The sequence below is a fragment of the Candidatus Cardinium sp. cBcalN2 genome (assembly GCF_022810445.1).
Taxonomy (GTDB): Bacteria; Bacteroidota; Bacteroidia; order Cytophagales; family Amoebophilaceae; genus Cardinium.
This window is the reverse complement of record NZ_JAACGD010000116.1, coordinates 1-14,286: the sequence shown is the minus strand read 5'-3', so window position 1 is coordinate 14,286 and position 14,286 is coordinate 1. Positions and strand designations below refer to the sequence as shown.

Genomic DNA, 14,286 nt, shown 5'->3' with positions numbered 1-14,286 from the left:
ATAGAAAAACAGCTTCAATGGATGTCGCAGGGTGGATTCTGTTTTTCCAGCTGTAAGGGGCGCTTTCCGCAACTTTTTACCAGGGCTTGATTTTTTGCTTACTTTTTGATCAAGCAAAAAGTAAGTTAAAAACACCTTTTTACCAATGTTGTGAGCAGATACCTGCCAACACAATCACTTTTTTTGAAACATACCTACCAGCTGATATAGCGCAAATTCTGCTTCTTTTACCTTAAAGGCTTGTTCTGTTAAATGAATTTCTATTTTTTGCGTAGCTTCTTCTGCCTCATGTAATTCAAGTAGTTTCGCCTGATTCAGGCGGTATTTTTCTTTTACAAAAATCAATTTTTGTTTACTTATTTTCAATTGTTCTTCTACTACTTTGTAGACACCTAAAGCATGCCGATATTGCCATTTTTTATCTTCTAAACCACTCTCTATCGCTAATTTTTGCTGTTGTAAAGCAAGCTTTGCATTATTTAAACCGATTTTGGCTTTTTTAATCGTTGCAGGCATCAGTAGCAAACGAACCATATCAATGCTAACCCCGATGTTGGCTAACCATTTGTTAGATTGCTTATCAGAAGTCCATATTGCCTCTTTGAAATTATATATATAGCCTTTCGAGTCAAAACTACCCGATAGGCTTAAACAAGACAATGGAGTTCTAACTCTATTTAACTCTGTGGCTGCTATGGCTACTTTTTTTACTTGAATGGCTGTCTCTAAATCTACTACTTTTTCTTTTGTAATAGTGGTCATGTCCCATATAGGCTGGACAGAAATATTGGATTGCACCAAGGTCTCTTCGGTTAAGGGCTTATCAAGTATCCTGTTTAAACACCGGCGTTTTGCTTGTAAAGCTTCTTGCCGCTCCAGTAAGGTTAATTTTATTTCTTTTAAAGCCAGTTGCGCATCCAAACAGTCTATTTTAGATATAATCCCTAATCTGAATTTCTCTTCTTCTATGTTTAACCTAGCTGCTGCAGCTTTGATAAGCGTATTGGATAACTCCCATTTTTTTTGTGCCAATGCTAGTTCATAATAAGCGGTAACTACTTGCTGTAATTCTTTTTCTACTGACTTTTTTGCGACTAGTTTATGAATAACATTATTTTGACAGTGAATTTTAGTCTGGAAGATTTTATCAACAAGTGATGTTAACTGCCATTTAAATCTAAAAACAGGCATTGATTGAATATGATGGTTGGTAGTATGGGATTCCCACCTATTTTCTTGATACAGCCTTAAGGTAGCTCGAGGGGCCCATAGGCGAAAATTCGCTATTCTATTAGCAATAATTGCTTGCTTTTTATCGTTTTGGGCAATTTGAATACTCAAATTATTTTTTAAGGCGATGTTTATCGCTTCTTGTAAGCTGATCGGCTTGTTTTTAGCTTGAGCTATATTATGAGCTAAAAGGGTCAGGATGCCTATTATGCTTAAGCGTGAAACCAATTTTTTGATCACCAACATCTTTTAGTAAAGTTTGTATTTAAACAATTTTTCCGTCTACAATTTCTTGGATACTGTTGCATTGGCGTGCAACCTGCAGAGAATGGGTTACGATAAGAATCGTATTCCCTTCTTTATTCATTTCCTTAAGCAATGCCATGATTTCATAGGCCGTGCTACTATCTAAAGCTCCCGTTGGCTCATCTGCCAATATTAAAGGAGGGTCTGTTACCAACGCGCGTGCAATAGCTACTCTTTGTTGTTGACCACCTGAAAGTTCATTCGGCTTCTGATGCGCATAAGCAGATAAGCCAACTCTGTCTAGCATCGCCCATGCCCGTTTGTAGCGTTCTTCTCGTTCTATGCCTTGGTAATAGAGGGGTAGAACCACATTATCTAATGCTGTTTTAAAAGGAATTAAATGAAACCGCTGAAAGATAAACCCAATTAATTGACTTCTATATTTACTGGCTTGTTGGTTAGAAAGATTTTTCATGTGGACGTCATTAAGATAGTAATCCCCATGGTCATAATGATCCAATATACCAATAATATTTAATAAGGTAGATTTTCCAGCACCCGATTGCCCCATTAAAGCAACAAGGTCCCCCTTTTCAAGGTGAAAATTGATGCCACTAAGTACTTCTCTAGTGATCGTACCGTTTTGATAGGATTTATATAAGTCCTGAATCTGAATCATGCTACGTTTCTACAATTAAGAGGTCTGCCTCCGTAAGACCTTCTTTGACCTCCACATAAAGACCGTCTGATACCCCTAATATCACATTTTTTTTAACTGGTTTACCATCACTCAAACATTTGACAAAATAATTTTTTTCTTCTATTTGAACTATGCTTTCTGGAATGGCTAGTACATCGTTTACGCGTTCTAGCATAACCTCTGCAAGCGCTAAATAACCTGCACGTAAAGTAATTTTTGATTTCTTTGGTTTTTGTATAATACCTTCTATTTCAAATTTAATTTCTCCTTTTTTAAATTCTTCTTCACTAGCTCTAGGAGCAATTTTAGTTAAAGTAACTTTGAGTTTCTCTTCATTAAAAGCATTTAATGAAGCTATAAAGGTCATGCCTTTCCTTAAATGAACTACATCTAGTTCACTTACCTTGGCTGAAAACAGAAATTGATCCATATCGCCAATAACAGCCACTGTGGTGCCAGAAGCTTTTTCACTGATTGCCTGTACCATACTTCCATCTTTAATGGGTAAGTTTAAGATCGTCCCTTTGCTAGTAGCTCTAAGGATATTGGCACCTATCCCTTTTGCCGAGGTATATCCACATCGTGTTATCTCTAATTGCTTCTGGGCTGCAGCCAATTTTTCTTTAGTCTGTTCCCAGACTGCTACATTGGCTTCATAGGCCTCTTTAGAAAGCATCTTTTTACTAAAAAGTTGCTTACTGCGTAAGTATTTGGACCTGGCTTGATTGAGGTCGATAGCTGCCAAACGTAACTTACTTTCTGCAACCTCCAGCTCTTTGGCACTAGGCATGATTTTAATGCGGGCAATAATGCTTCCTTTTTGGACATGATCACCTACCTGTACGAATAATTTATCTACCATACCGGTAACATGGGCCTCTAGTTTAGTTTCTTTATGGGGTATTAGGCTACCAGAAAAAACTTTTTTTCGAATAATTGTTCTGCGAGTGGGTTCTGTGGTTTGAAAAGTTGCCTGATCTAGCTTGCCCCATTTATCTTTATATAGTTTAGAATAAGCAAAACCACCTCCCGTTATGATCGCAGTGGTTAGAATCATTTTTGTTATTATACGCATTTTTACTCATTATTTAAAGCATCTACTGGTTTAATGGACAATGCTTTTTTTGCGGGGATAATGCCAGCTAAACCACCACACAGCACTAAAATAACTAAGGCAGATAAAAGCATAGAAAGTTGAAATTCAAAATGAGCCATACCATATTTTTGAATTATAGCCAACAAGTAGCTATTGATCAATTGGAGGATCGCTATACCAGCAGCTAAACCTAAGATACCAGAAATCAAGTTAATAACAATTGATTCCATTAAAATTAATCCTATAATATCACTTGACTGGGCACCGATCACCTTGCGAATGGCTAGCTCTTGGGTACGCTCCTTGACAACAACCAGCATCATATTCCCTACACCAACCACGCCGCTGACCAAAAAACAGAGACTGATTAACCAAATAAAACCCTGCATGATCATAAATAATAGTTGAAAAGATTTGGCCTGTCTAGATGAACTTATGTGGATGGCATGCTTATCTGCTACATCAAAATTAAGTCGCTTGGCTAAATAAGCCCGAACCTTTTCTGCTACCTGTATAGGGTTTTGCCTAGGGGGTAGGGTAGAGATGATACAGTCAGTATTTTCAGCATCTTTAGGAAATAATCCCCTAAATAAACTGTTTGGAATCATGATGGCATCATCATCTACTCCAGCAGTTGCTTCCAATAGACCAACCACAGTAACAACTGTTCCATCTATGGTAATAAAAGCGCCAATAGCTGGTTTGTTGTCAAAAACTTTAGTTTTCATTTTCAAGCCTAGTACACAAACTGGAAGCCGTTGTGCTATATCACGTTCGGTCAAAAAACGACCCTCTTTAAGTGCCAAATCTTTTATCTTTTTATAGCCAGCGTCTACACCGAGTATGTTACTTTTGTGCACGGCTTGTTCATAAGTAACGTAGCGGTCAGTCCGAAAGACAGCCATAATTTCTCTAAAAAGATTCAAATGATTAGCAAGATCATTTTTTAGCGTTTCTGTGAAGTGAACCGGCTCAGTTGCTCTGTAACCTGGACGAATAGTCATAATAGGAATACTATAGCCATAGAATTTTTGAATCATATGCTTATAGAGTCCACTCCCTGCCCCTTGTAAAAGGACCAGGATAAGCATGGCCCACATCACACCAAATCCCGTAAAAATGGTTCTCGTTTTATGGGATTTTAAGTTATAAAATATCTCTAAACAATATTGATAGGAAAACATATAATAGGTTTTCTATTTTGAAAATAAACCATATGATGTTTGAAGATAGACCATATGATAAAAAGCAAAATAAGCCGATTTTATTTCACTTACTACCTAATGTATCTACAGGCTTGATGTTTACAGCCCTTATAGCGGGTAGTATACCCGCCAAACAGCTTGCTAAAGTGATCAGACCCAACCCACCAAGTATAAACCAAGCAGGACAAGTTAAAGTAGATAAGTAGTAGGCTTTGCATGATGGCACTACCCATTTATTCAATAATCCCATAAGCGAAAACCCTACTGTCAAACCAACCATCCCAGCAATAAGGGTTACGATGACTACTTCAGCTAAAATCATTGCTACAATTTCTATAGAACGACTGCCCAATACCTTCCGAATAGCCATCTCTTGTTTTCTTTCTTGAATGGTCACTAGCATCATATTACTAATCCCTACAATGCCAGTTATAAGTAAGCATATACCTACTATGCCATTAAAAATAGCTATATTTTTAAAAAAGTTATCAAATTTAGCAGCATGTTGGGCTATACTAAATATACTAATCCCTTTTGTATCTTTAGCATCAAAATGCAAATGGCGTGCAAAATAAGCACGCAACTGTTTTTCAACTACTTGATCACAAGCACTTGGCACTAGTCTAAGCCGAATAGCACTTACATAATGACTTCTTTTAGGAAAAAGTTTTGTAAATAAATTATTTGTAAGCAATATAGCATCAGATTCATTATAAGAGCTAACATCTAAGGTATCTAGTACACCCACTACTTGCAGGCCAATAGTTCCCCAAAAAATATATTTACCAATAGCAGGAGCAGCGCCAAATAATTTTTCTTTGATGTTAGCACCTATAACGCAAATGTTATTTACCTCTATTGTATCGCGTGGTGTAAAAAAACGTCCTTCTTGTATAGGTAAATGAGCCAATGAGGCATAGCAAGGGTCACATCCTAAAATGGATGAAGAAATTGTTTTTGTTTCATGTTTTATGGGACTATGATACCCTAATATAGGACTGAGATGGTCAATGGTATTATTAAATGACTGAGATACGTTGGCACCCATTTCTAAGGGAATGCGACAATCTTTTCCAGCGTTTCTACCTTGCCAAATAAACATGGTTTTTATGCCATACTTGGCAAATGCTTGAACAATACCATTGTGAAAGCCATTTCCAATACCTAGTAGCAATACCAGTATAAAAATTGCCCACAAGACACCAAATCCCATAGAGAGAGTTCGGGATGCATGGGCTTTAAGACTCTGATAAGCCTCTTTAAAAGCATGTACAACCAGCATAACGTTTGTATTTACAGCTCTTCCGCTCTAGGATGGGCTTTTTTAAATATTTCTTGTAGTTTGGTCAAAGAATTATGGGTATAGACTTGGGTAGCAGCCAGGTTTGCATGACCCAATAATTCCTTAATAGCTTGTAAGTCAGCTCCTCTATCTAGTAAGTGCGTAGCAAAGGTATGGCGTAATATATGCGGACTATGTTGACTGGCACGTGTAGTTGGTGCCAAATACCTCTTAACTACTCGATAAATAAACATGGGATAACAGCGTTTTCCAGCATCGGTTACGATGAGCTCTGGGGTAATATGATAGCCTAAAGCTTCTTTTTCAACCAAATAAGTCACTATTAATTGACTTAATGACCTTGGAAAAGGAATGATGCGTTCTTTATCACGCTTTCCTAGCACCTTAACGGTTTCGTCTGCAAAATTGATATTTCGTTGATAAAGCGCTATAAGCTCAGCTAAGCGCATACCCGTTCCATATAGCAGTTCTAAAATTAATTGATCACGCAATCCAGAAAAATTAGCTGGAAACTTAGCTTGATCTAAGCAAGACAACAGCTCTTTTTCTTGAAAGAAGATAGGTAGCCTTTTTTTTCCTCTTAGGCTTTTAAGTAGATCCGTAGGACAATCAACTATAAGTGCGTTTTTTTGTAGAAAAGCATAAAAAATACGTAGCGCAGCCATTTTTCTATTGATAGAACGATGGGTAAGCCCTTGCTTGGCTAAAACCATCATCCAACCACGTAGATCCTGACTAGTTACCTGTGTAACTATTTTTTTAGGAGCTAACTCAAAAAAGTAATTTACAAATTGCTTTAAGTCTGTTTTATAAGCTAAAACAGTATGCGGACTGGCTCTCTTTTCTGCCGTTAAATAGGTTGTAAAAAGATTAAGGAGCTGTTGATTATCCATAAGAAACTTGTATTTGACTTTTTTACAATAAAAAAGTGTGATAAAAAGTCCTTATTTATCCGTTGTTGCCATGCAATATGCGATACTTATATATGGCTTTTAATTTTTTAGCTTTTCTGCTGACCGTTGGTTTTGTATAAGCCATACGTTTTCTAGCCTCTTTGAGTATACCGACACGCTCAACCTTCTTCTTAAATCTTTTAAGCGCTCTATCTATTACTTCGTTTTCTTTTATTTCTACAACAATCATAAGATAAGGTTATTTCGTTTGTAATTTACAATGGTCTCTTGATACTTGCTCAACCACAAATCTACTCTAAAAATAAAGCAAGCACAAGGTTCGCTCTATAAAATATTTTATTTTAAACCTTAAAAGTACCTTTATAAATTAAATGTATCTATTATAATTATGCAAATTTTTAGTTAGATACCATTAACTTGATAGCATCTATTCACCATTACGCCAGAGGTATGCCAAAACAACAAAAAAATGCCTCTTGTAAAATAGTTGCGACTAGAAATCACCCCTTACAGCTGAAATAGACAAACAACCTGTTCGAAGCCTGCATAGCGGGCAAATTCTGTTTTTCCAGCTGTACGGTGTGCTTTCCGCAACTTTTTACCGAGGGCTTGATTTTTATGATACCTAACTAGCTTTTTTAGCTAGATGCTATTGACTCAATTATGAATACAAGAGAACGTTATCAAGCTTTTGTTAAGTATTTGCAAACTGCACCAGCAGCTTCTAAAACAGAACTGATCTATGCCACACCTTTTCAATTGCTTGTAGCTATGGTACTAGGTGCACAGTGTACAGATAAAAGGGTAAATAGTTGTACGCCCTTGCTTTTTGCCAGGTTTCCTACCGCAGGCCATTTGGCGAAAGCCTCCTTTAATAGGGTATTGGCATGTATAAAACCTATTTCTTATTCTAAAAAGAAGACCCGGTTTTTAATAGAAATGGCCCATCAGCTTGCTACATCATTTCAGCATAAGATTCCCTCTTCTGTAGCAGCCTTACAAACATTACCTGGGGTAGGTCGTAAAACGGCAAATGCACTAGTGGCTATACTATATAATCAACCTATCATAGCTGTAGATACACATGTTTTTAGAGTGGCAAAACGTACTGGCTTGGCATCATGCTTGGCCAAAACACCCCTTATGGTAGAAAAAGAACTTATGGCACATCTACCGATTCAATATATACCAATTGCCAATCGATGGATTGTGCTACATGGCCGGTATATTTGTAAAGCCAGAAAGCCACAATGTGAACAATGCTCCCTAACCACTTTTTGTGCTTATTACCAAGATAACCAACATGAAATATAAACCATAAAACCTGCTGCAAAACCTATTTCTAATGGCTATTTTGGTGTCGAAGCTTGTCTATCCTCCTCCAATACATTTAGTATTATGCGGTGCTCGACTGCGCTTCTCCTAAAAATTGCTGATCACAAATAGGTTTTGCAGCAGGTTTTATGGTTTATGCCAAAATCATCAACTGCCGCTTTTAACCATTTTTTTAGGATCTCTATATTTTTGCTGCAATCGGATTATCCATACTATGCAAAATAAGATCAAGCAGATCCATGCAGCGATATGGCCAATATAATCACCATATAAGCTATAAAAAGTCATTTTATTATTGGCATATACTACTGATCGCATAGCAGCAGTTTCTAATCGGTTGGTTTCCGCTATTACCTCTCCACGCTGATTGATAAATCCAGAAATTCCCGTGTTAGCTGCACGTATGACACTTCTTCGATGTGAGATAGCTATTAAGCGACTATACTCAAAGAATTGGTCGTATATAGGGGTGTTGCCCCACCAACCATCATTGGTCACTACACCCAGTAGATTCGCTCCTTTTTGGACACTACTGCCTACAAAAGCACCATACAATAATTCATAACAAATAATTGGTGCAATCTTGATGCGATGATCTATTTCAAAAACTTGGGCGCCATTCCCCTGAGCCAAACAAGGATCTATATCACCGATATCAAGAAATGTTCGTTTGAGCCAACCGCACATCTTTTCTGGTAAAATATTTAAATAAGGAATATATTCTCCACCTGGTAATCTTTTGTGCTTATGATATATATCTATTTTTTTACCGGTTTTTAAGTAAAAAACACTATTAAAATAATCAGTATATTCCCCTCGTACTTTTTGGGCAGTTTTTGTAGCCTTGGTTAGGCCATATATCGATTCGGAAGTGGCACCAGTTATCAGGTGTAAGGCAGGATGGCGCTCCAAAAATTCGAATATAGGCTGCATCAATTGATCGTCATGTAGCCTTGCTTCTTGTAAAGAGCCTGGAATGGCCGATTCAGGCCAAAGCAGCAAACAAGTTGCTGGTGTGAGCTGCTCTTTAGAAAGGGTCAATAATCGGTCTATTTGACATTCGTAAGGGATAAAGAATCGAGCGTACGGATATTTCTCCGTGTAGCTATCAATATTAGGTTGCACTACTACTGCTTCTATGTAGTTACCTTTTTCTCTATGGTAGTAGTAGATGATCAAGCTTATAGATAGTGGGATGAATACCCAACCCAATAATCCCTTTAATACAAAACGATTGGTTCTTTCAAAGATTGAGTGGTAAAGCAGTATATTAGCTATCAAAATCCAAAGTGATCCTCCGAGTATGCCCGTATATTCATACCATTGAATCCATTGCGGTAATGCAGCCAACCCATTGCCTAGGTTGAGCCACGGAAAGGTAAGTTCCCAAAAATCCCACGAAAGATGGGCATGCTCTAAGGTTAGCCAACTCGTTACCAGTCCTAGATAACCTAGATATAAGCCCCCCCACTTCCGGGTATAATAATAAAAGAGCCAAGGTAAAGCAAGGCACAAAGTATTATAACAGACTGCAAAGAAAACAGCCGGAAAGGCCGCTTTATAAATCCACCAAAGCGTTAATATATTCCAAAGCAATAGGGTTAAAATAATGGAAAAGAAATAGAAATATTTTTTGCTAGGGGTTATGGTAAGCAGTTTTAATATACCTAGCATGGGAATGATGGCCACCAGTAACAAACCACCAAACCAAGAAGAACACCAAGATAGATAGAATAAACTACTGCTCAAGGCAATTAAAAGTAGTACATAACGTTTGGAAAATTGTTTCGGGAGAAAAAAAATATTAAACCGGTTGATCCATAAAGTAGATCTTTTAGAAATCAGGCGATGCAACATATATTTTATAAATTATTTTTGGTTAATCATTTAAAATTTCTTAAAATTGCAAGAATACTATTGCTTGTTTTTGCTTTTTAGAGAGGCAACAGCGATACAAAAATAGGAACAGCCAAATTTACAGAAAAAGAAATAAAAATTTAATATCAGCAACTGCCCTTAACCCTATTTCCTAAATGTGCTTCGAGGTAAAAATACCTAGTTAGATACATTCAAAATAATAATAATAATGATTAAATAATTATACACAAGCCCATAGGACTCCTCTTCATTTTTTAGCTAAAGCTGGCTTTAAGTTCAAAATTATAGGGAGTCTACGGTTAATGTAATACCTAGCGTCGAAAAGTGTAGCCTATTGGTTTAAAACTTGCAACGAGCTAACTGCTGGGTACTCTAAATACCATAGTATCCATTCACTACTGTGGCGGAAGTGGCGGAAGTGAGTATAAGTAATTAATTCTTAATTAGAAATAAAAAATAAATAATGGCTCTACGATTATCGATTTCAAGATATAGTTTTGTTTTTTTAATCTTTTTCTTAAGCTTAAGCGGTTGCCCTCGTAATAATAGTAACCATCCTGTTAGTGCAGCATGCACTACAAGTCAGAAAACTGAAAAAAAGAAGAAAACTAAAAAAAAAGAGAAAAATGATAAATCACCTAATGCTAAAATCAGCCATGAACAAAGCGATGATAAAAGTATGCTATGCAGGTGCCAAAATAATATTATCCCAGTAGATACAGTAGATAATCATTTGGTAAATGAGCGCTACCCTAGTGATAATGCTATACCTCTTCTTAATAGCAATGACCAGGTTTCTATAACAAATCAGCTCTCGAAGCCAGCTGAGCAAAATAATCAAAATGCGGAAGTTGTTAAAGATCAACTTCACGCAGTTCACCCTTCTTCCTTAGATCTGAAGCAGAAGCAGGAAAATGATAACAAAAAATCTGAGAAAAGATTCATCCCAAAATTATTAAAGAAGCAATATAAGAAATGTAAGAAATGGAAGGTATGGAGCACATTGAAGAAACCTTTTTCTTCTAAAGAAAAAGTATCTAAAAATCAGTAAAAAAGTTCCTTATAAAACCTATTATCTTAACCTGCAAATTTTTTTGTATCCATTCAGCACTATGGTAAGGCTAGGTATAAAAACGCCCCTTGTAAAATTAATTGCGATCAGCAATCACTCCTTTTGTCTCACTTTTCCAATTTTTAACAAAATTAGGCTTGATCCTGTATAATCTTATGTGCTAGTTCTAAGAGCTTACGCATACAAGCCACAATGACCACTTTTTTAGGCTTATGCTTACTACTAGGTCGTTTAAGTAAAAAAAGCCTCTTTTAGCAGTTTCGTGCACAGATACTAAACAGGAAACTAAAAATTATTGACCTATGCATTCAAAGGCCAAAGGTACAACTTAGATGCTTAACTTGCTTCAAAAATTGCCTCAGCATTTCGGGTAGTCATGTATGCCACCTCTGCTAAGGTTACCTCTTTTATTAAAGCAAGTTTTTCTGCTATGTAACCTAAGTAGCTTGGCTGATTAGGCTTTCCTCGAAAAGGAACGGGTGTTAGATAAGGGCTATCTGTTTCTAGCACTAAATGTTCCAGGTCTATAGCTGCGATGATTTCTGCTAACCCGCTTTTTGGTAATGTAATAATTCCGCCAATGCCTAGTGAAAAACCCATTTTGATACATTGTTCTGCTTCTTGTAAATTGCCCGTAAAACAGTGAATGACGCCTTTTAGGTTACCATCTTGTGCTTTTTCTAATAATTGGATTACTGCCTGAAAAGCATTTCTGCAGTGAATGGAGACCGGTAGATGATAGTGTTTGGCTAAATCTAGTTGAATTTTAAAGGCTTCTTGTTGTTCCTTAAACAAGGCAGTATCATGGTATAGGTCTATGCCAATTTCACCTATTGCTATAAAATCGCTTTTATTAAGCCATTCTTCTACTAGGTATAATTGTTTGGTAAAATCTTTTCTGATGTGACAAGGATGGATGCCCATCATAGGCAGACAACAAGGGTATGCGGTTGCTGTCTCTAGCATCGTAGCTATCGTTGCTTCATCTATATTGGGCATATAGATTTTTTTGATATGATTTTTTTGTGCACTGTTTAAAACTAGTGATAGTGGCTCTTGAAGATCATATATGTGTGCGTGGGTATCAATCAGTTCCATAATTCATCAATGATTAACTATTGTCTATAAGTGCTGCCCTCTTGCCTAGCTCTATAACCTCTATATTACCAATTTTTTTTTTGTTTATTTCAAAACGGAGAACCGTACGCATATAATGTGCACCATGGACCCCAGCAGCACCAGGGTTAAGATAAAGTAGCGGAGGTCTTTTGATATCATGCATCACTCGTAAGATGTGTGAATGACCACCCACCAAAATATCAGGTTGTGCTTGGCTCAATTTGTTGCGCATGGGTGGTGTATATAAAGGAGGATAACCCGTTATATGCATCAGCCATATAGAGATATCTTCACATTTAAATTCTTGAAATTCAGAATATTTTTTTCTTATTAGCGGTTCGTCAATATTGCCATATACAGCTCTAAACTTCTTAAAACCATCGAATGACCTTAGCAATTCGGGGTCGCCAATATCTCCTGCATGCCATACTTCATCACATTGTTCAAAGTGATCAAAAATTTTGGGATCTAGCCATCCGTGGGTATCTGAAAGCAAACCAATTTTCATAAACCTGTTTTTTTAGTGCTATGTAAAATAATTTTTTTTAAAACTGATCCCCTATCTTCTTCTAAGTTCAGTAATTGTTTTTTTACAGTTATCCCTCCAGCATACCCCCCTAATGAGCCATCGCTTCTAATCACTCTATGACACGGGAGTATAATAGATAAAGGATTTTTACCAATGGCTGAAGCTACTGCTCTAATGGCATTCGGATAAGCGGTTAAAGCGGTTAATCTTTTGTAGCTTAATACCTCCCCATATGGAATTTTTGCTAAAACATTCCATACATTAATTTGAAAATCAGTTCCATATAATTTATAGTCAATGGTAAATAAGCTTTTTCCTAAAGTAAAATAGGTATCTAATTGTCTCTTTGTATCGGTAAAGATGGGCATATCCGCATTATACTCCCCGTTTTGGTGTAGGGTAGGGAAATGTTTTTGGCCCTCTATATGGAGGCCAATGAGCTTACCATGCTTAGCGGTTAGCAATAGTTTACCAATTGGCGTTATGATATAAGTATAGTATATTACTTCATTGAGCCATTTGTTTTGTTCTAAGCGCTTTGGATCCATTTTATAGAAGCGGTTGTCATAGACTGTGCTAGCTATAGCTAATTTATGATTTTTTATATATCGTTCTAAATAAAATAAATTTAAATATTATGATGCGTAGGTTTTGCACGCTACCTATTTTCTTTTTGCTATCTAGCTTTTCAAGTGTAGCATTTGAAAAAATGCATCTGAAAGTGCTTGATTTATTAAAAGATATACCTATTACAGTTGTTGCTCCTGCTTCAGGTCTCAATAAAGGTGAGTTAACTACTTTAAAAGGTATTGCTGCATTGAAATTAAATATACCAAGAGGCTCTTTCGATCAAAAAAAATCTGTTTTTCACTCTAATAGTGATGAAATACGATTTAAACATTTAAAAGATGCATTGTTCGATGATGGGAATCATGTCGTATGGACCTTACGTGGCGGATATGGTGCCGCCAAGTTGATCCCTGCTTTACAGCAATTACCGATACCGGCTAGAGAGAAATTTTTTATAGGGTATAGTGATATAACCGTGCTCCATATTTTCCTTACTCAAGCGTGAGGTTGGAAAACCATTCATGGGAGCGGAATCGTTGAAATGATTAAAAGTGATAAACATCGCGCTAATTTCATCAAGATAGCTGAGATAATTGCTGGCAGGGTTAAAGAGATAACTGTTGGTCAACTATTTCCAATGAATCGAGCAGCCCAATCTGCGCATAGTGTGCAGGGCAAGCTTACGGGTGGCAATATAACTGTTTTGCAAACAGGTATTGGTACAAGTTGGCAAGTAAAAACAAAAGATAAAATTTTATTTTTAGAGGATACGCAAATAAAAGCTTATCAGCTAGATCGTTCTTTACTCCATTTTACACAGGCTGGTTTGCTAAAGGATGTAAAGGCTATAGTATTTGGCCATTGTGGCGCTGATAATAAAGAAATTATAAAAACACTTAATCAGTTTGCAGCTAGTTTGTCTATTCCAGTATTTAAAACGCATAGGTTTGGCCATGGAAGCATTAATGATCCCATTATTTATAATACTATGAGTCAGATTGTGGCTGTACATGATAGTAGTTTTACGTTAGTTATGAAGGTGTAAAAGCGTAGCCATTCAGCCAATGGTGTCAACTTAAGAGCTGTATT

15 protein-coding genes are annotated in these 14,286 nt (G+C 36.7%); 4 read left to right on the top strand and 11 right to left on the bottom strand.

Annotated features, from left to right (window positions below):
• Window positions 1-174: 174 nt before the first annotated feature.
• The 7 genes from MUW74_RS03575 to rpsU all read right to left on the bottom strand — a co-directional run bounded on the left by MUW74_RS03575 (window position 175) and on the right by rpsU (window position 6,923).
• Window positions 175-1,476 carry a TolC family protein gene (locus tag MUW74_RS03575; RefSeq protein WP_243517584.1) on the bottom strand — a complete coding sequence of 434 codons (1,302 nt, stop codon included), beginning with the start codon at window positions 1,474-1,476 and terminating at the stop codon, window positions 175-177.
• Window positions 1,477-1,495: 19 nt separating this feature from the next.
• The gene (locus MUW74_RS03570; RefSeq protein WP_243517581.1) at window positions 1,496-2,155 is read right to left on the bottom strand and encodes an ABC transporter ATP-binding protein; all 660 of its coding nucleotides are present in this window, start codon (window positions 2,153-2,155) and stop codon (window positions 1,496-1,498) included.
• Between the two features lies 1 nt (window position 2,156).
• The gene (locus tag MUW74_RS03565; protein WP_243517578.1) at window positions 2,157-3,251 is read right to left on the bottom strand and encodes an efflux RND transporter periplasmic adaptor subunit; all 1,095 of its coding nucleotides are present in this window, start codon (window positions 3,249-3,251) and stop codon (window positions 2,157-2,159) included.
• 2 nt (window positions 3,252-3,253) lie between these two features.
• Window positions 3,254-4,456: an ABC transporter permease gene (locus tag MUW74_RS03560; protein ID WP_243517576.1), complete on the bottom strand. Its 1,203-nt coding sequence runs from the start codon at window positions 4,454-4,456 to the stop codon at window positions 3,254-3,256.
• Between the two features lie 85 nt (window positions 4,457-4,541).
• A complete protein-coding gene (locus tag MUW74_RS03555; protein WP_243517574.1) occupies window positions 4,542-5,759 on the bottom strand; it encodes an ABC transporter permease in 1,218 nt (405 codons plus the stop codon).
• 11 nt (window positions 5,760-5,770) lie between these two features.
• Window positions 5,771-6,673 carry a tyrosine-type recombinase/integrase gene (locus MUW74_RS03550; RefSeq protein ID WP_243517571.1) on the bottom strand — a complete coding sequence of 301 codons (903 nt, stop codon included), beginning with the start codon at window positions 6,671-6,673 and terminating at the stop codon, window positions 5,771-5,773.
• Window positions 6,674-6,728: 55 nt separating this feature from the next.
• Entirely contained in the window at window positions 6,729-6,923 is a 195-nt protein-coding gene (gene rpsU / locus MUW74_RS03545) for a 30S ribosomal protein S21 (protein ID WP_243517568.1), read from the bottom strand.
• Between the two features lie 434 nt (window positions 6,924-7,357).
• Here rpsU and nth point away from each other — a divergent pair, with 434 nt between their 5' ends.
• Window positions 7,358-8,008: an endonuclease III gene (gene nth / locus MUW74_RS03540; protein WP_243517565.1), complete on the top strand. Its 651-nt coding sequence runs from the start codon at window positions 7,358-7,360 to the stop codon at window positions 8,006-8,008.
• Window positions 8,009-8,176: 168 nt separating this feature from the next.
• Here the strand turns inward: nth and lnt are convergent, their stop codons facing one another.
• Window positions 8,177-9,886: an apolipoprotein N-acyltransferase gene (gene lnt / locus MUW74_RS03535; protein ID WP_243517562.1), complete on the bottom strand. Its 1,710-nt coding sequence runs from the start codon at window positions 9,884-9,886 to the stop codon at window positions 8,177-8,179.
• Window positions 9,887-10,370: 484 nt separating this feature from the next.
• Here lnt and MUW74_RS03530 point away from each other — a divergent pair, with 484 nt between their 5' ends.
• Window positions 10,371-10,958: a hypothetical protein gene (locus MUW74_RS03530; protein ID WP_243517559.1), complete on the top strand. Its 588-nt coding sequence runs from the start codon at window positions 10,371-10,373 to the stop codon at window positions 10,956-10,958.
• A gap of 357 nt (window positions 10,959-11,315) precedes the next feature.
• On the opposite strand, the gene MUW74_RS03525 is transcribed toward MUW74_RS03530, so the two are convergent.
• From MUW74_RS03525 to MUW74_RS03515, 3 genes are read right to left on the bottom strand one after another with little or no spacing between them, the layout of a single operon-like run.
• Window positions 11,316-12,077: a TatD family hydrolase gene (locus MUW74_RS03525; protein ID WP_243517557.1), complete on the bottom strand. Its 762-nt coding sequence runs from the start codon at window positions 12,075-12,077 to the stop codon at window positions 11,316-11,318.
• 13 nt (window positions 12,078-12,090) lie between these two features.
• Window positions 12,091-12,606, bottom strand: a complete 516-nt coding sequence (locus tag MUW74_RS03520; protein ID WP_243517551.1) for a metallophosphoesterase — start codon at window positions 12,604-12,606, stop codon at window positions 12,091-12,093.
• Window positions 12,603-13,175, bottom strand: coding sequence for a methylated-DNA--[protein]-cysteine S-methyltransferase (locus MUW74_RS03515; RefSeq protein ID WP_243517548.1), 573 nt, complete (start codon window positions 13,173-13,175; stop codon window positions 12,603-12,605). The genes MUW74_RS03520 and MUW74_RS03515 overlap by 4 nt, the downstream gene beginning before the upstream one ends.
• 89 nt (window positions 13,176-13,264) lie before the next feature.
• On the opposite strand from MUW74_RS03515, the gene MUW74_RS03510 reads away from it, so the two are divergent.
• Window positions 13,265-13,702: an LD-carboxypeptidase gene (locus MUW74_RS03510; protein WP_243517546.1), complete on the top strand. Its 438-nt coding sequence runs from the start codon at window positions 13,265-13,267 to the stop codon at window positions 13,700-13,702.
• Window positions 13,703-13,738: 36 nt separating this feature from the next.
• The gene (locus MUW74_RS03505; protein WP_243517543.1) at window positions 13,739-14,242 is read left to right on the top strand and encodes a hypothetical protein; all 504 of its coding nucleotides are present in this window, start codon (window positions 13,739-13,741) and stop codon (window positions 14,240-14,242) included.
• The last annotated feature ends 44 nt before the right edge of the window (window positions 14,243-14,286 follow it).

Coding starts and splice junctions, on each gene's coding strand:
- rpsU (WP_243517568.1), bottom strand. CDS start 6,923: ATGATTGTTGTAGAAATAAAAGAAAACGAAGTAATAGATAGAGCGCTT.
- MUW74_RS03525 (WP_243517557.1), bottom strand. CDS start 12,077: ATGGAACTGATTGATACCCACGCACACATATATGATCTTCAAGAGCCA.
- lnt (WP_243517562.1), bottom strand. CDS start 9,886: ATGTTGCATCGCCTGATTTCTAAAAGATCTACTTTATGGATCAACCGG.
- MUW74_RS03560 (WP_243517576.1), bottom strand. CDS start 4,456: ATGTTTTCCTATCAATATTGTTTAGAGATATTTTATAACTTAAAATCC.
- nth (WP_243517565.1), top strand. CDS start 7,358: ATGAATACAAGAGAACGTTATCAAGCTTTTGTTAAGTATTTGCAAACT.
- MUW74_RS03510 (WP_243517546.1), top strand. CDS start 13,265: ATGATGCGTAGGTTTTGCACGCTACCTATTTTCTTTTTGCTATCTAGC.
- MUW74_RS03565 (WP_243517578.1), bottom strand. CDS start 3,251: ATGCGTATAATAACAAAAATGATTCTAACCACTGCGATCATAACGGGA.
- MUW74_RS03555 (WP_243517574.1), bottom strand. CDS start 5,759: ATGCTGGTTGTACATGCTTTTAAAGAGGCTTATCAGAGTCTTAAAGCC.
- MUW74_RS03505 (WP_243517543.1), top strand. CDS start 13,739: ATGATTAAAAGTGATAAACATCGCGCTAATTTCATCAAGATAGCTGAG.
- MUW74_RS03515 (WP_243517548.1), bottom strand. CDS start 13,175: ATGGATCCAAAGCGCTTAGAACAAAACAAATGGCTCAATGAAGTAATA.
- MUW74_RS03550 (WP_243517571.1), bottom strand. CDS start 6,673: ATGGATAATCAACAGCTCCTTAATCTTTTTACAACCTATTTAACGGCA.
- MUW74_RS03530 (WP_243517559.1), top strand. CDS start 10,371: ATGGCTCTACGATTATCGATTTCAAGATATAGTTTTGTTTTTTTAATC.
- MUW74_RS03520 (WP_243517551.1), bottom strand. CDS start 12,606: ATGAAAATTGGTTTGCTTTCAGATACCCACGGATGGCTAGATCCCAAA.
- MUW74_RS03570 (WP_243517581.1), bottom strand. CDS start 2,155: ATGATTCAGATTCAGGACTTATATAAATCCTATCAAAACGGTACGATC.
- MUW74_RS03575 (WP_243517584.1), bottom strand. CDS start 1,476: ATGTTGGTGATCAAAAAATTGGTTTCACGCTTAAGCATAATAGGCATC.